Genomic DNA, 16,093 nt, shown 5'->3' with positions numbered 1-16,093 from the left:
CTGCTCCAAGGCGTCTTACTGTGCTGGACCGGCGTTTGCCCCACATGCCAACGAAAGCTCCCCAAACGAAGACCAACTTAACGAAGTACTACTAGGAGCTGGTCGCCTGAACGCTGGAGACTGGCCAGATCCGGTGACACGCAAGTGCCCAGCAGCGCAGGCACGATCGCATCCGTCATGCCCAGCACCGTGCAATTCGGCACTGTGCGGGTGAGTTCGTCCGCGACCGTGCGATCGAAGATCGTGACGACCAGCCGCACTCCGGGCGCGAGGTGTTCCACGAGCAGGGCGTAGCGCAACGCGACGATGTCGTTGCGGGACACGACGGCCACGCCGTCGACGGAGGCCGGCAGCCGACGCCGCAGCTCGTCGTCGTCCGGCCGGTGCAGCCGGTCGACGTGGTTTCCCCATCGCTGGGCATGGTCGGCCACCGATTGGCCGAGGTCCTCGTCGTCGCCGATGACGAGGAGGGTGCGGCCTGTCGGCGGCACCACTTCGTGCTCGGGCGGCGGGCCTGCGTGGTTGACCATCGATCCGTTCACCGTTCCGTCGGCGCGAGCTTTGGAAGATGTTCCGGAAGATTAAGGTCTCGCCGACGGTGGGAAGCTTGTTCGATCGGCTACTGTTGCCCGCCTCGGACTGTCCGGTCGAACAAGCCCCGCCGCGCGCCGTCAGGTTCCGTCGGCCTCGCGGTCGGCCAAGTGGGCGCTGATCGTCTCGAACATCCGCAGCGACGCGAGGTGCTTCCACCGTTCCAACGGGGCCGGCCAGCTGGAGAGCTTGACGCCGACCACGTCGTTCGCGCGGTCCAGGTAGACGAGTTGGCCGTGGATGCCCAGACACAGCGCCACATCGCCTCCCACCGCTGGGAACCAGAACTTGCTGCGGTATGCCCCGCCGGGCAGCCCGTGGGCGTCGGCGGACACGGCGAAGGCCTCTGCCGCGTCCGGTGCGCCGGTGAAGATGTCCTCCACCCACTGCGCGGGCACCACCTGCTCACCGCTGAGCGAGGTGCCGCCCGCCAGGATCATCGCGCCGAAGCGGGCGAGGCCGCCGAGCGTGGCGCAAATGCCACCGTCGAACATGCCGGTGCCCTCCGAGTCCACGGAGATGAAGGCGTCGTGCTCCGCACCCAGTCGCGACCAGAGCAGGTCCGAGGCCAGCCGCGCGAATCGCTCGCCGGCTGCGGCCTCGCAAACCCAGCCGAGCACGTCGGTTTCCGCGCTGCGGTACTCGAAATGGCCGCCGTGCGGGCGTTCCTGCCGCAGGGTGGGGAGAAACGCCTTGAGCGACGCGGGGGAGTCCGCGCCGCGTTTCGGCGCCCACCCGACGGCTTCGTCGAGGAGCCGCACCTCGGAGTCCGGGTCGAGGTAGTCCTCGGAGAACGCGACACCGCTGCGCATGTCCAGCAGGTGCCGCACGGTGGCACCGGCGTATCCGCTATCGGCGAGCTCGGGCACGTAGGCGGTCACCATGGCCTCGGGGTCGATGAGCCCGCGGCCGACCAACGCCCCGGTCACCGTGGATACCAGCGACTTGCTCACCGACATCAGGAGGTGACGCGTCGCCGGGGTCATCCCGCCGAGATACTCCTCGGCGACCACCCGGTCTCGGTGGAGCACCATCCAGGCATCGGTGTCGCTCGAGTCCACGATGTCCGCCACGGTGCGGGTCGACCCGTCGTCGAGGGCCACTTCGAGGCAAGTGAGGTCGAGCGGATTTCGCATGAGCTCGACCGCGGGGCCGTTGCCCCGGGAAATGTCGGCGGTGGAGCACACTTCGTCCACGTGCTGGAACGACCAGCCCAGGAGCTCGGGCGTCTGCCAGTTCTCGAGGGTCACGGGGACGGGTGGACGGTTCGCGGCGTGCATGGCGAATCCTTTCAGCCTCGGTCGGCCCGGTGGGTGATCAGGCCCGCCGACATGGTGAGCCGGATCGGGGCGGTGGCCAGCTCGTCGGCCGGTGCGTCGACCGGGTCGACCGCGAACGCGGTCAGGTCGGCCCGGCAACCCACCGCGATCCGGCCGGCGTGCGAGGCGGTGCCGTCCGCGATCGCGGCGTGGCTGGTCATGCCTTCCAGCGCCATCAGGCCGGTCAGCGCCTGCTCGGGAGTCACGGGCGCGATGTCGGTGCCGGGGCGGCGGCGCAGTCGCGCGAAGCCGAGCACCTCGCGGGCGTCGTATCCCGCGATCGGCCAGTCCGAGCCCAGCACGAGGACGCCTCCGGCGTCGCGCACGTCGCGGCAGCGCCAGGCTCGGTTGGCCCGCTCGGTGCCGAGCCGGGTCGACCACGCGTCGCTGTGATCGGCCTTGGTGTACGCCGTGTGCGACGGCTGCATGGAGGCCACCAGGCCCGTGGCGACCAGTCGGCGGACCTGGTCGATAGGCAGTGTTTCGAGGTGCTCGACCCGATGCCGGACGCCGTGGGTGTCCACGCCTTCGAAGCTGTCGATGACGTGGCGCACGCCCGCGTCTCCGATGGCGTGGGTCGCGGTCTGCACCTTCGCGGCCGCGAAGTGGCTGACCGCCTTGGTGTATTCCTCGGTGTCCAGCCAGAACGCGTCGGCGTTCTGGCCGAGGCAGTCGGCGTGCTCCAGCCAGGCGGTGCCGCCCTCGACGGTGCCCTCGATGAAGAATTTCACCGCGGCGACCTCCCAGCGGCTGCCGCGCCGGCCCTGGAGCGCGACGTGCTCATCGAGGTCGGCGCCGGGCATGCACCACGGCGCCAGCCGCAGCCGCACCGGCAGGTCGGTCTCGTTCTCGACCTGTGCCAGAAGTTTCAGGCTGCTTTCCGCGCCGTCCATGACATTGCCGCCGGTGAGCCCGGACGCCGCCATCGTGACGAGCAGTTCGACGAGCCTGCGCCGCAGCTCGACCGCGGGAGTCGGCGGGATCACCTCGCGCACCGGTTCCATCGCCGCGTGTTCGAGCAGGTGTCCGGTGGGCCGGCCGCGCTCGTCGCAGACGATCTGCGAGCGCTGCCGGAACGTGCGGGGTCCGGTGATCCCGGCGCGAGCCAGCGCGGTGGTGCTTGCCAGCGCCGAGTGGCCGTCGTAGAGGTTGAGGAAGACGGGGGTGTTCGGCAGCACCTCCTCGATGACCTGGTTGGTCACGGGTTTGCCGCCGAAGGCGTTGTGGTCCAACCCGAAACCCGTCACCCATCCCTCGGGGCCGCGCTCCGCGCCGGCCAGCGCCGCGCGCACGTCGTCGAGGTCGCGGCACCCGGACAGGTCGAGGCCGTCGAACGAGGTGATCCCCAGCAGGGGGTGCATGTGCCCGTCGACCAGGCCCGGCGTCGTGGTCGCCCCGCCGAGGTCGACGATCTCGGTTCCTGGGCCGCGCAGCGCGAGTGCGTCGTCGAGGGCGACGATGCGGTCTCCGCGCACCGCGATCGCGGACGCCGTGGGGCGGGCCGGGTCGAGCGTGCGGACCGTGGTCCCTACGACGAGGACGTCAGCGGTGCTCATCGGAAATCTCCTTCTCGCAGTCGGCGGCGATGCGGGCGTACACCTCGGGTCGGTTGCGGCGCAGCCAGGCGCCCCAGCACAGGCCGACGACGCAGACGATCGGGATCGTGGCCAGCAGGGCGGCGTTGACCGTGGTCGAGGCGGACGTCATCAGGTCCATGTGCCGGGCTGCGAGGACGAGCACGCCGATCATGGCCAGCGCAGAGACGACCGGCGCGACGACGGTCCGCCAGGGGCCCTCGGAATTGGGGGTGCGGCGGAAGAAGGCGACGACGGAGACGGCGGCGGCGACCTGCAGCAGCAGGATGCCGAAGACGCCGGGCGTGTTCACCCAGATCAGCAGGTGCTGGTAGGGATCGGCTCCTACGGCGGCGAAACCGATGACGATCACCAGGGCGAGCAGGGTCTGCGCGAAACCGGCGACGTACGGCGACCGGGTGCGCGGGTGGACCGCCGCCAGTCGCGGAGGCAGCAGGCCTTCCTGCGTGATGACCAGCGCGTACCGGGTCACCGCGTTGTGGAAGGCGACCAGGCCGGCGATGACGCTGGTGATGATCAGCAGGTGCATCACCTTGGTGAACCAGGCGCCCAGGTAGGTGTCGGAGGCGGTGAAGAAGAGACCGACCGGGTTCTCGGCCGCCGCGGCGATGATGCCCTGCGCGCCGTAAGCCTGGACGATGCTCCACACGATGAAGGCGTACGTCACGGCGAGGACCGCGACCGCGATGTAGAGCGCCCGCGGGATCGTGCGGCGCGGCTCGCGGGTCTCGGAGCGGTAGATGACGGTCGCCTCGAAGCCCATGAACGCGGCGAACGCCGTCGGCAGGATGCTGGCCATGCCGGGTCCGAAGAGGTGGGACGGCGAGAAGGACTCGAATCCGATGCCCTCGGCGCTGCCGCCCTGCACCAGGATCGCGACGGCGAGCACGAACAGCACGCCGGTCTCGGCCACGAGCATGACGGTGAGGAGCTTCGCGCCGAAGTCGACGCTGCGGAACCCGACGTACCAGACCAGCACGACGCCCGCGATCGCGTAGGTCCACCAGGGCAGATCGATGCCGAAGACGTCCAGGAACGTGCTCCGGGTGGCGTCGCCGAGCAGGCCGTACACGCCGATCTGCAGGGCGTTGTAGGAGAGCAGCGCGACCAAAGCCGCTGCCACGCCGGCGGTTTTGCCGAGGCCGAGCGAGATGTAGGAGTAGAACGCGCCGGCATTGCCGACATAGCGGGAAAACGTCGTGAAGCCGATGGCGAAGACGGCGAGCACGACACCGGCGAAGAGGTATGCCGCCGGGGCCCGAGGCCGCCGACCAGCACCGCCAGCGGCGCGACGCCGACCATGACCATCAGCGGTGCGGCTGCGGAGACGACGATGAAGACCAGGTCGCTCGTCCCGAGCGCGTTGCGCTTCAGGCCTTTTCCGGTGTTCTGAGAGGACCCTTCGCAGGGTGGGGGTGTGGACATCGTCCGACTCCCTCGGTTAATCGAAACCGATTAGATTTAGGTTGGCGGTAGCGTACGGCTGGCGGAGCCGGATGGGAAGGGGTGAATGTGGTGGGAACCACGCAACGACGGGCGGGGCGTCCCCGTACGGCGGTGCTGGACCGCCGGCGGATCGGCGAGGCGGCGCTGGAGCTGGTCGACGAGACTGGGGACTTCACGCTGCCCGAACTGGCCCGGCGGCTCGGGGTCCAGACCGGCTCGCTCTACCACCACGTCGATGGGCGCGCCGGCGTGATCGAACTGCTCCGCGAGCAGATCAGCAACCAGATGGACCCGACGCCGCTCGACCGGCATCCCTGGGACGTCGCGATGGGTGCCTTCTTCCGTTCCTACCGCGCGGTTTTCGCCGCGCACCCGCGCGTCGTGCCGTTGCTGACCACCGCCACGATCCGCTCGCCCAAGGTCATCGCGGCATACGACAAGATGGCCGCCCAGCTAGCCGACAGCGGCATCCCGACCAGCCGCGCGATGGAGATCCTCACCGCGATGGAGAACTTCGTCATCGGTTCGGCGCTCGACCTGGCCGCGCCCGAGGTGATGTGGGAGATCCCCGAAGGGGTCGAAGCGCCGCACCTCGCGGCCGCGCTCGCCGCGCAGTCGACCTCCACCGACCGAGCGGAGCGGGCGTTCGAGGTCGGCATGGCCACCCTGCTCGCCGCAGTGCGGGCCGAGGCGGCCGCCCCGCGCTGACGTGCTCCGTCGACGCGCAGCGCGCGGCGGAAATGGCGATGTGGCGCGGGTTCCGCGCCGTAGTAGGCTAATTGTCCAGTGTGGACTTCTTGGTCAATGAGTCGGCCGGCGAAACCGCGCCGAGCTTGCCGACCGTCGACAGTGGTCGATCTGCGGGCGAAGGTGGCCGTCCCGCGCGAGATCGCCCGCGCACCGGCTCAGGACGTGTGGTCCGGGTCTGCTCCGGGCAGGTCATCGGCTGCGAGTCCGGCCACGAGTCGCTCGTACACGGCGCCGGCTCGCTCGTCGAGCTCGTCGAGCTCGACGCCGAGTTCGCGGGCGATCGTCTCGCGGAAGATGCAGTAGCCCAGGTAGGTGGCCGCGGTCATCGCGTGCAGGACGTCGGCGTCGGCATCCGGCGGGAGCGCGCCGGTCGTGCGGTCGCGGTCGAGCGCCTGCCGAGTGCGTTCCAGCGCGGGGAAGAGCACGAGCTGGTCGTCGCCCTCCAGGGCGAGGAGGGCTTCCAGCTTGGGCAGGTCGGGCTGCTGGAGCGCCGAGTGCCACATCGCCGTGCGCCGCTGCGCGAACGGCTGCTCCCAATGCGTGCCGCGGTCGAGGGTCGACTGCTGGAGGAGGCGGGTGATCGCCGCCCGCAACAGCGCGTGGCGGGATCCGAAGTACTGGTAGATCTGCCCGTGGTTCACGCCCGCCTCCGCGGCGACCTCCCGCAGTGTGACTCCTTCGAGGAGTCCGTCGCGCCGCATGATCCGCAGTGCGGCGTCGAGCAGGTCGGACTCGGTCTCCTCGCGCGAGCGTCGCCGTCGGCGGGGTTTCGCCGCGGGGACCTCGTCGGACATCCGCGCCTCCCGGTCTCTTGACTGTCTTGCCGGTCACATCCTACAGTTCCGTTAATAACGAAGCGTTAATAACTAATAGTTAATAACGGGATGTCTGCAGGAGGTGGATGGTGTCGGAGAGTCGTCTGCCGCTCGAGGGCATCCGCGTGCTGGACCTCGCAACCGTGCTCGCCGCGCCGGTCACGGCGACGATGCTGGGGGACTTCGGAGCCGAGGTCGTCAAGGTCGAGGAACCCGGCCGCGGCGACTTCACCCGGGCCGGGCCGGGCTCGTCGGCCACCGGGCGCCGCTCGCTGCAGTGGATCCAGGAGGGGCGCAACAAGAAGTCCGTGACGGTCGACCTGCGGACCGCGCGCGGCCAGGAGCTGGTGCGCGACCTGGTGCCGCACTTCGACGTGGTCGTCATGAACTTCCGCCCGCCGACCATGGCGAAGTGGGGCCTGACACCGGAGCGCCTCCAGGAGATCAACCCGCGGGTCGTGTTGGTCCTGGTCACCGGTTACGGCATGTCGGGGCCGTTCAGCGACCGGGGCGCCTTCGACCGCATCGCCAGCGCGTACTCCGGCCTCACCTACGTCAGCGGTGAACCCGACGGGCATCCGACCCGCACCGGGTACGCCGTGATCGACTACATGGCCGCCTACCTCGCGGCGTTCGCAACCGTCACCGCGCTGTACGAGCGGGACCGCAACGGCGGCAACGGACAGATCGTGGATCTCGGCCTGTACGAAGCGGGATTCCGCGCCTCGGAGAACTCGCTTCTCGGCTACGCCGCGCTCGGGAAGGTCCGGGAGCGGCAGGGCAACCGGAACCTGCAGGTCGTCCCGGCCAGCGACTTCGACACCGCCGACGGGCGGCGGATCTCGGTGCACGCCGGCACCGATGCGCTGTTCCGCAAGCTGGTGGCGGTCATGGAAATGCCGGAGCTCGCGGAGGATCCGCGGTACGCGACCCGCGATAGCCGCGTCGATCATCAGGATCAGCTGTACGCCGCGATCGCGGCCTGGGCGGGCAGGCTGCCTGCCGATGACGCCGTTCGGATCCTCAACGACGCCGGTGTGCCGGCGTCGCCGATCATGAGCGTCGCCGACATCGCCGCAGACCCGCACTACCGGGAACGCGGGACGATCACCACCGTCGTGGACGACGACTGGGGCGAGCTGCCGATGGTCGCCCCGCTGCCGCGGCTGAGCAGGACGCCGGGGCGGATCAGGTCGCTGGGGCCGCGCCTGGGGGAGCACACCGACTCGGTGCTGACCGACCTGCTCGATCTCGACCAGCACGCCGTGGACGCCCTGCGCGCCGACGGCGTCATCTGACCCGCTCCGCTCCCTCCGCAACGACGCAGAAGGACATGGCACCGAATGACCCCATCGCTGCTCTCGATCGTGGTGCTCGCCCTGCTGTTCCTCGGCGCCTTCGTGCCGCGCTTCAGCCTCGCCTTCGCCGCGCTTCCCGCCACCTTCCTGGTCGCAACCCTGTCCGGTGTCGGCATCGACGAGCTGTTCGGCTTCTTCCCGGTCGACTTCGTCGTCCTGATCGTCGGGATCTCCGCGCTGTTCGTGGTCGTCCAGATGACCGGCACCACGGACTGGCTCCTGTCCCATGCGCTGCGGCCGATCGGGCACCGAACCGCTTTGATCCCGCTGCTGCTGTTCACCGTAGCTGCGCTCATCACCGCGATCGGAACCCTGCCCGCGGCGGTCATCGCGATCATGGCCCCGATAACGCTCGGCATCGCAGCCAAGCGCGGGTTACCTCCGCTGCTGCTCTGCCTGACCATGCTCAACGGCGTCATGTGCGGGTTGTTCTCCCCGATCGCGGTGTTCGGCGCGACCATCCCGCGGCTCATGTCGAAGACCGGCATCGAGCTGCCCTCCCACGCCGCGCTCGTGTTCTTCCTTTCCGCGCTCGGCACTGGTTTTCTGTTGTGCCTCGTCGCGATGCTCTTGGGAAGGCGCTCCATCCGCGCGGCAGGAGACGCCGGCCTCCAGGGCCATTCGACTGACACGGCCGCACCGGGCCACGAGGCAACAGATCCCGCAGCGGGCACCGCCGGAACGGTCGGCACCGCCGTCCTGACCGAATCTGATCGCGTCGTCGCGGTGACTCAACCGTCCGTGCCGGGCCGACTCGCCCGGTGGAGCTCGATCGCGGCACTGGTCGTGCTCGTCGCCGGCGGAGTGGTGTTCAAGGTGAACCTGGGCCTGCTCGGGCTGACCCTCGCGTTCGCCCTCCAGCTCCTGCTGCGCCTCGAACCGGCATCGATCATCCGCCGCCTGCCCTGGGAGATCATCCTCCTGATCGCCGGCCTGCTGACCTACGTCGGACTCATGGAGCACCTCGGCGCGTTCGACCGGATCACCGCCGCCCTGAGCATCACCGGTTCGCCGATGCTGTCCCTGCTGGTCATCTGCTTCATCGCCGGCCTGACTTCCTTCTTCGCCTCGTCGATCGCGGTCATCGCGACGGCCGTTCCGCTCATCGCCCCGCTCGTGACCGCCGGCGTGCCACCGGTGGCGGCGATCGTCGCCGTCGCGCTCTCCGCAGTGCTCGTCGACGTCAACCCGCTCGGCATCACGGGCGCGCTCCTGCTCGGATCCACCGAGCCCGAACACCGCACCCGCCTCTTCCAGCACCTGATGACCTACGGGCTGTGCTCGATCGTCCTCGGCCCGCTCCTTGCCTGGACCGTCTTCGGCTGGACCCTATGACCGATGCGCACCACCGTCCTGAACCCCGCCGGGTGGCGTCGAAGCAGGTTGTTCTGACGTTGGCGATGGGGGATTGCGTTGGCCGGAACCGCGTTGGACTGCGCTGAACGGAAGCGACCCGGTTTTCCCTGTGGTTTAAGATGCTTCGCTGGTAACTATCTCTTGTGGACAGTGATGGAACGAGAGGTTTGCCCCGCTGCGGGTGGATCGTCAGGTGGGTGTGGTCAGCGTGGTGACTCCTGGTCCGTCGAGGTCTTCCAGCGCCGTTCGGCGACGGGAGATCGCCAGGAGCAGGGAAAGCGCGGTTCCGGTTGCTTCCGGGCCACTTCCGATCGACACGTCGGCGTCCGTCGCCGTCAGGCGGATGCGGGACATCAGCTCCTTGGCTCCGCCGAAGGACGCCGGTGTGCGGGCCTGCAGGCGGAGCGACCGGACCACGGCCTCCGGTCGGTAGTGGCGGGTGAGTCCCAAGGGGCGGCGGATGTCCTCGCCGTGGACGACCTCCTCGACGAGCCTGCTGTCGAGAGGCGCCGGAGGGGTCGACGTCCGCGACGCCACCTGACGAAGCCGTTCCAGCGTCTCCTGCGGCGTGGCGCCGCGCTCGCGCTCCACGCCGCGTGCGTTCTGGCGGTCGAAGTCGAACCGCGCCCGGACGAGGCCGGCCACGAATCCGAGACGCGTCGTCCGCGCCGTGTCGACCAGGTGCGCGACCACGTCGTGCACGGTCCACCCTTCGCACAGTGACGGCTCCGCCCATTGCTCGTCATCGAGGTGCGTGAGGTCGTCGATCAGCGCCGCGCGCTCCGCATGCACCATCGACCACACATCGTCCTTCACGGCTTCTCCTTCGCTCGACCGCGGTGTCCGCCAAGTGAGACTCGCGGCGCGGCGCGAACTCGTCGCCGGTGAGCGGAACCATCGGGACTCGGGGTAACCGCGTCGTCGTGGTCAGGCGCCGGGTTTCCGCTTGCGGCTGGTCTGGGAGATGGCGTCGATGAGTGGCGGCAGGAAGGCGCTTGCCAGCTCGTCCGGCGCCAGTTGGTCCGGCTCGATGAGGCTTTGCGTCAGGGCGCCTTCGTGCAGTGCGGTGGTGAGCCGGGCCAGCGTGTCCAGGTCGACGGTGGGTTTCCGGCCGAGGCGGTCGAACAGCGTGCCCAGCAGTCGCACGATCTCGGCGCGCAGGCGGCGGTCGTGCTCGGCGAGGGTGCGCGCTGTCTCGTGGTTGCGGATGGCGTGGAGGGTGAACTCCGTGGACAGCAGGTACCAGCGGCGCTCGGTGTCGTCGACCGCGCTGGTGCGCGCGATCAACGCGCGCAGCGGATCCGGTGTGTCCCGCATCTCCTCGATCGCCTGGCTGAGCCGGTCGACGACCCGTTGGGCGTGCAGGTCGAACAGCGCGAAGAACAGCTCTTCCTTGTTGCGGTAGTTGGAGTAGAACGCGCCGCGGGTGAGGCCGGCCCGGTCGCAGATCTCCTCGATCGAGGTGCCGTAGAAGCCGCGGTCGGCGAACGTCTCGAGCGCCGCGTCGAGCAGGCGCGCAGTGGTCTGCGGGCGACGTTTGGTCGGTCCCTTCGGCAACGCGATTCCTCCGTGGGGCATTGACAGGTCGGCGTGACGTCACTCACGATACACCACTGTATGGGATACAGGGCTGTATCGCATACAGACCTGTACTGGTTTCAGTGTTGATCCAGGAGGCTTCTGATGGAGACGATTTCCGACGCGGTCCACACCGGACTCGGGCCGACCCCGGCCGGATTCCAGGCGATGCTCCCGCCCACCTTCGACTCGGTGGCCGAGGAACGGCTGCACCGCAAGCAGGAACTCGCCGCTGCGTTCCGGCTGTTCGGCAAGCTCGGCTTCTCGGAAGGGGTGGCCGGGCACATCACGGCGCGCGACCCGGAGAATCCAGAGTGGTTCTGGGTCAATCCCTTCGGGATGAGCTTCAGCCAGATCAAGGTCTCCGACCTGATCCTGGTCGACCACGATGGCAACGTGGTGGAGGGGCGTCGACCGGTGAACCGCGCCGCGTTCTGCATCCACTCCGAGGTGCACAAGGCCCGCCCGGACGCCGTCGCCGCGGCACATGCGCATTCCTTGCACGGCAAGGCTTTCGCCGCATTGCGCCGGCGCCTTTCGCCGATCACCCAGGACGCCTGCGCGTTCTTCGAGGACCACGGCCTGTACGAGGACTTCCGCGGGGTGGTCAACGACACCGAGGAGGGCCGGCGGATCGGTGTCGCGCTCGGCGGCCACAAAGCGGTCGTCCTGGCCAACCACGGCCTGCTGACGGTCGGGCAGACCGTGGCGGAGGCGGCCTGGTGGTTCGTCACCATGGAACGTTCCTGCCAGGCGCAGCTGCTGGCCATGGCTGCTGGTCAGCCGCACGAGATCGACCGCGAGACGGCGCTGCAGGTGCGCGAGCAGATCGGCAGCCCGCTGTCCGGATGGTTCCAGTTCCGGCCGATGTGGGATCGGATCATCGAGGAGCAACCGGACCTGTTCGACTGATCGGCTCGGAGAGGACGACATGAGCTCTGCTTCCGTCCCCGAGCCTGCCCGGCCGGCACCCCTGGACGAGTCCTTGATCGACAGGGGTGTCGCGCTGGCCAGGCGGCGGCTGATACCGGTGCTGGTCCTGATGTACGTCTTTTCGTACCTGGACCGGCTGAATCTGAGCTACGCCGAACCCTCGATCTCGCGCACGCTCGAACTGAGCGCGACGGTGTTCGGCTTCGCGGCAGGAGCCTTCTTCCTCGGCTACGCGCTCCTGGAGGTGCCGAGCAACCTCATCCTCTACCGCGTCGGAGCGCGCAAGTGGCTCACGCGGATCATGATCACCTGGGGCGCGGTGAGCATGCTCTCCGCGCTGTCCTGGGACGCCACCTCCCTGATCGTCTTCCGCGTGCTGCTGGGCATCGCCGAAGCTGGCTTCCTCCCCGGCGTCCTGTTCCTGCTCACGCAGTGGTTCCCCAAACGGGAGCGGGGGCGCGCCACCGCGCTGCTGTTTGCCGGGCCGCTGATCGCCGGGGTCATGGGTGGACCGTTGGCGGGTCTCCTGCTTGGGCTCGACGGGGTGGCCGGGCTGCACGGCTGGCAGTGGCTTTTCCTGGTCGAAGGGCTGCCCGCCGTCGTCGTCGGGCTGTGGGCGGCTTGGCGGTTGCCCAACCATCCGGGAGAGGCCGAGTGGCTCGACGCCGAGACCGCGCAGGCCATGCGGGCCGCCATCGCGGAAGAAGCGGCGGCCATGCGGGGCCGGGAACGGCTCTCCCTCGGGAGGGCCCTGCGGGACCGCCGCGTCCTGCTGCTGGCGGCGATCTACCTGTGCTACAGCCTCGTGTCCAACGGGGTGACCTTCTGGCTGGCGGCGCTCGTCGGCCAGCTCGGCCAGCTCAGCACGGCCCTGTTCAGCGTGCTGATCATGATCCCGACCCTGGTGGCCGCGATCGGCCTGCTGTTCTTCGGCCGTTATGCGGGTCGCACGGCCAACAGTCGCGGTCTCCTGCTCGTCGGCCTGCTCATCGGCATAGTCGGGCTCTCCGCCGCGGCGGTGCTCCCGCCTGGGCTCAGCTTGGTCGCCGTCGCGGCGGCCTCCTTCGGGGCCAGCGGCCTGCTGCCCGTTTTCTGGGAGTTGCCCGCGCGGCTGCTCACCGGTCGGGCAGCGGCGGGCGGTATCGCGATGATCAACAGCATCGGGCAGCTCGGTGGACTGGTCGGCCCGACTCTCGTCGGTGCCCTCAAGGAGAGCACCGGATCGCTCGGTCCGGCTTTCTTGCTGCTGGCCGGGGTCCTCGTCTTCGCCGCACTGCTGACGCTGCTGGTGCGGTTGCCGCGTAGCGAGTCCGAGTCATCGCCCTTGCCGCCAGTTCGATTGGAAACGGAGACCTCATGACTGCCCTGTTCGCCGGTCTGGACGACCAACTACCGGCGTTGCACGAGTTGTACCGGGATCTGCACGCCCACCCGGAGCTGTCGTTCCAGGAGGTGCGCACGGCCCGGATCGTCGCCTCCCGGCTGCGTGAGCAGGGGTGGGCGGTCACCGAGGGGGTCGGGGGCACCGGCGTGGTCGGCGTGCTGGGCTCCGGCGACGGGCCGGTGGCGCTGCTGCGGGCCGACATGGACGCGCTTCCGGTGCTGGAGGAGACCGGCCTGCCCTACGCCTCCACCCGGACCGCGGTGGACGCGGACGGCAACGAGGTGCCGGTGATGCATGCATGCGGCCACGACATGCACGTCACGTGCCTGCTGGGTGCCACCGCGCTGCTGGCCAGGAACCGGGACGCTTGGCGGGGCACGGTGGTGGCGGTTTTCCAGCCCGCGGAGGAGGTCGGTGGTGCTGCGGCGATGATCGAGGACGGGTTCGCGGAGCGGTTCCCGCGCGCCGAAGTGTGCCTCGGCCAGCACGTCAGCCCGGCCCCGGTGGGAGCTGTCGGAACCCGGTCCGGCCCGATGATGGCCGCGTCCGACACCGTGCGGGTCCGGCTGTTCGGCCGCGGCGGGCACGGGTCCAGGCCGGAGACGACCGTGGATCTGGTGGTGCTGGCGGCGGCGATCGTGACGCGCTTGCAGACGGTGGTGGCTCGGGAGGTCGGGGCGGATCGGCAGGCCGTGGTGACCGTGGGTTCGATCCACGCCGGGACCAAGGCGAACATCATCCCGTCCACCGCCGAGCTGCAGATCAGCGTTCGCAGCCAGACCACTGCGATCCGCGAGCAGGTGCTGGCGGCCGTGCGTCGGATCATCCGTGGCGAAGCCATCGCGTCCGGAGCCGACCGGGATCCGGAAGTCACGATCACCGAGGGCTTTCCGGTGACCGTCAACGAGCCGGCAGCGACCGGGACGGTGCTCGGTGCGTTCACCGAGACCTTCGGCGAGGAGCTGGTGTTCACCCTGCCGCAGGCCATCACGGGCAGCGAGGATTTCGGCGCTTTCGGCGCCGCTCTCGACGCACCGTCGGTGTACTGGCTCTTCGGCGGCATCGACCACGCCGCGTTCGGCGACGTCGACCGGAAGGCGTTGCTGGAGAACGGCATTCCGCCGCACATCCCGAGCAACCACTCGGCGCTGTTCGCCCCGGTTCCCGATCCGGCCATCGGGCTGGGCGTGCGCTACCTGCTCACCGCAGCCGCACCGTGGCTGACTGTCCAACAGGGACATCCCAGTGTCCCAGGAGGGAACTGAGATCGTGCCCGACCCAGCAGAGCTGATCTTCACCGGAGGCCCGGTCCTCACCATGGACGAGGCGGCTCCGGAAGCCGAAGCCCTCGCCGTCCGAGACGGCGTGATCACCGCTGTGGGGAGATCAGCCGACGTCCTGGCGTTGCGCGGCCCCGGCACGCGGGTGGTCGACCTCGACGGGCGTGCACTGCTGCCCGGCTTCGTCGAGGCACACGGACATCCCTCGACGATGGCCCTGACCCTCGCCCCACCCGCGATCGACGTCCGCCCGTTCACCGTGCCCACCGGAGCGGAGGTCTACGAGCGGATCAAAGCGGCCGTGGCCGCCGCCCCGGGAAAGCCGGTGGGCGCCTACGGGATCGACCTGCTGCTGCAACGAGATCTGGCCCTGCCCACCCGCGAACTGCTCGACGAGCTGTGCCCCGACGCTCCTCTCGTGGTGGTCTCCAACAGCGGCCACGCCGCCTACGGCAACACCGCCGCCTTGCGCGCGGCCGAGATCACGGCCGACACCCCCGACCCGGTGGGAGCCCGGTTCGTCCGCGACACCGCCGGCGAACCCACCGGCGAGGCCCAGGAAACGGCCGCCCTCCTGGTTCTCTTCGAGGCGCTGGGGGACTTCCGCGACGACGCGCAGGTCTCCGCCGCGCTGGACTGGGCGTTCGCCGAGCACGCCCGAGCCGGGATCACCACGGCGACCGACATGGCGACCGATCCCCGGAACCTTCGGGTGCTGCGCACCGCCGCCGAGCACCCCGACGGCGCTCTGCGGATCCGTTCGTACCTCATCGGCACCCCCGAGTTGGCCGCAGAGCCGGGCCGGCGCTTCTCCGGTCACGCGCCGGCACGGGAGATGTTCGGTGTCTCCGGCATGAAGCTGTGGGCCGACGGCACCCCGTGGCAGGGCAGCGTCGCCACCAGCTTCCCGTTCAAGGACAACGACGCGACCCTGCGCATCGGCCTGGACCACTGCACGCACGGTCCCATGAACTACAGCCCGGACCAACTCGCCGATCTGGCCACCGCTTTCGCAGCACAGGGCTTCCCGCTCGCCTGTCACGTCCACGGGGACGTCACCTGCGAAGCCGTCCTCGACGCGTACGCCAAAGTCGGCGCCGATGATCCGGAGGCGCTGCGTGCGCTGCGGCCGCGGCTGGAGCATTGCGGAGTTGTCACAGCCGACCAGTTCCGCCGCGCCGCGGACATGGGTGCCACCGTCAGCCTGTTCATGGACCACGTCCGCTGGTGGGGAGATGTCCTGGCGGATGACCTCTTCGGCCCCGAGGTGGCCGACCGCTGGATGTCCGCGCGGTCGGCCTGGGACGCGGGGCACCGCGTCTCCCTGCACAACGACGGTGTCTGCTCGCCCACCGACCCGCTGTCCAGCGTCGCCACTGCGCTCACGCGCCAGTCGCACCCCAGCGGCCGCATCCACGGGGAGAGCCAGCGCCTGACCGTCGACGAAGCCTTGTGCGCGGTGACGACCAACCCTGCGTGGCAGCTGCACCTGGAGGGCGAGATCGGCATGCTGCGCACCGGGATGCGAGCCGACCTCGTGGTCCTGAACCGAGACCCGCGCGCGGTGTCCGCCGAGCACTTCCGCGAAGCGGTCGCGGTGTCGGCCACCTACCTGAGCGGTCGACGAACCTGGCCGCTGTGACCCCGCTCCGCCCAAGCACGCGACACATCCGTCCGAGAAAGGCTGC

14 protein-coding genes are annotated in these 16,093 nt (G+C 69.5%); 7 read left to right on the top strand and 7 right to left on the bottom strand.

The annotated features are described in order from the left end of the window. Positions 1-77 precede the first annotated feature (77 nt). The 4 genes from AB0I53_RS31545 to AB0I53_RS31530 form a co-directional block, all read right to left on the bottom strand. Positions 78-530 (bottom strand): hypothetical protein, encoded by a 453-nt coding sequence (locus tag AB0I53_RS31545; protein ID WP_358611065.1) that lies wholly within the window; start codon positions 528-530, stop codon positions 78-80. Between the two features lie 141 nt (positions 531-671). Then, positions 672-1,871, bottom strand: coding sequence for a serine hydrolase (locus AB0I53_RS31540; RefSeq protein ID WP_358611062.1), 1,200 nt, complete (start codon positions 1,869-1,871; stop codon positions 672-674). Positions 1,872-1,882: 11 nt separating this feature from the next. After that, on the bottom strand, positions 1,883-3,466 hold the full coding sequence (locus tag AB0I53_RS31535) for an amidohydrolase (RefSeq protein WP_358611059.1): 1,584 nt from the start codon (positions 3,464-3,466) through the stop codon (positions 1,883-1,885). Beyond that, positions 3,453-4,733, bottom strand: a complete 1,281-nt coding sequence (locus tag AB0I53_RS31530) for an APC family permease (protein WP_358611056.1) — start codon at positions 4,731-4,733, stop codon at positions 3,453-3,455. Before AB0I53_RS31530 ends, AB0I53_RS31535 begins: the two co-directional genes overlap by 14 nt. 287 nt (positions 4,734-5,020) lie before the next feature. Here AB0I53_RS31530 and AB0I53_RS31525 point away from each other — a divergent pair, with 287 nt between their 5' ends. Beyond that, entirely contained in the window at positions 5,021-5,659 is a 639-nt protein-coding gene (locus AB0I53_RS31525) for a TetR/AcrR family transcriptional regulator C-terminal domain-containing protein (RefSeq protein WP_358611053.1), read from the top strand. Positions 5,660-5,856: 197 nt separating this feature from the next. Here the strand turns inward: AB0I53_RS31525 and AB0I53_RS31520 are convergent, their stop codons facing one another. Beyond that, positions 5,857-6,495, bottom strand: coding sequence for a helix-turn-helix domain-containing protein (locus AB0I53_RS31520; protein ID WP_358611050.1), 639 nt, complete (start codon positions 6,493-6,495; stop codon positions 5,857-5,859). A 110-nt stretch (positions 6,496-6,605) separates the two neighbouring features. Here AB0I53_RS31520 and AB0I53_RS31515 point away from each other — a divergent pair, with 110 nt between their 5' ends. Both AB0I53_RS31515 and AB0I53_RS31510 read left to right on the top strand, forming a co-directional pair. Then, the gene (locus tag AB0I53_RS31515) at positions 6,606-7,814 is read left to right on the top strand and encodes a CoA transferase (RefSeq protein WP_358611047.1); all 1,209 of its coding nucleotides are present in this window, start codon (positions 6,606-6,608) and stop codon (positions 7,812-7,814) included. 45 nt (positions 7,815-7,859) lie between these two features. Beyond that, positions 7,860-9,209: an SLC13 family permease gene (locus tag AB0I53_RS31510; RefSeq protein ID WP_358611044.1), complete on the top strand. Its 1,350-nt coding sequence runs from the start codon at positions 7,860-7,862 to the stop codon at positions 9,207-9,209. 210 nt (positions 9,210-9,419) lie between these two features. Here the strand turns inward: AB0I53_RS31510 and AB0I53_RS31505 are convergent, their stop codons facing one another. Next, the gene (locus AB0I53_RS31505; RefSeq protein ID WP_358611042.1) at positions 9,420-10,046 is read right to left on the bottom strand and encodes a maleylpyruvate isomerase family mycothiol-dependent enzyme; all 627 of its coding nucleotides are present in this window, start codon (positions 10,044-10,046) and stop codon (positions 9,420-9,422) included. A 111-nt stretch (positions 10,047-10,157) separates the two neighbouring features. Continuing rightward, on the bottom strand, positions 10,158-10,787 hold the full coding sequence (locus tag AB0I53_RS31500) for a TetR/AcrR family transcriptional regulator (RefSeq protein WP_358611040.1): 630 nt from the start codon (positions 10,785-10,787) through the stop codon (positions 10,158-10,160). Between the two features lie 126 nt (positions 10,788-10,913). On the opposite strand from AB0I53_RS31500, the gene AB0I53_RS31495 reads away from it, so the two are divergent. From AB0I53_RS31495 to AB0I53_RS31480, 4 genes are read left to right on the top strand one after another with little or no spacing between them, the layout of a single operon-like run. Continuing rightward, entirely contained in the window at positions 10,914-11,720 is an 807-nt protein-coding gene (locus AB0I53_RS31495; RefSeq protein ID WP_358611037.1) for a class II aldolase/adducin family protein, read from the top strand. Between the two features lie 19 nt (positions 11,721-11,739). Further along, entirely contained in the window at positions 11,740-13,101 is a 1,362-nt protein-coding gene (locus AB0I53_RS31490; protein WP_358611034.1) for an MFS transporter, read from the top strand. Further along, positions 13,098-14,390 (top strand): amidohydrolase, encoded by a 1,293-nt coding sequence (locus AB0I53_RS31485; RefSeq protein ID WP_358611031.1) that lies wholly within the window; start codon positions 13,098-13,100, stop codon positions 14,388-14,390. Before AB0I53_RS31490 ends, AB0I53_RS31485 begins: the two co-directional genes overlap by 4 nt. Positions 14,391-14,394: 4 nt before the next feature. Next, complete coding sequence (locus AB0I53_RS31480) at positions 14,395-16,047, top strand: amidohydrolase (RefSeq protein ID WP_358611028.1); 1,653 nt, start codon at positions 14,395-14,397, stop codon at positions 16,045-16,047. Positions 16,048-16,093: the final 46 nt, after the last annotated feature.

The sequence above is a fragment of the Saccharopolyspora sp. NPDC050389 genome (assembly GCF_040655595.1).
Taxonomy (GTDB): domain Bacteria; phylum Actinomycetota; class Actinomycetes; order Mycobacteriales; family Pseudonocardiaceae; genus Saccharopolyspora.
The sequence above is the reverse complement of the archived record's forward strand: the minus strand, read 5'-3'. Positions and strand labels throughout refer to the sequence as shown.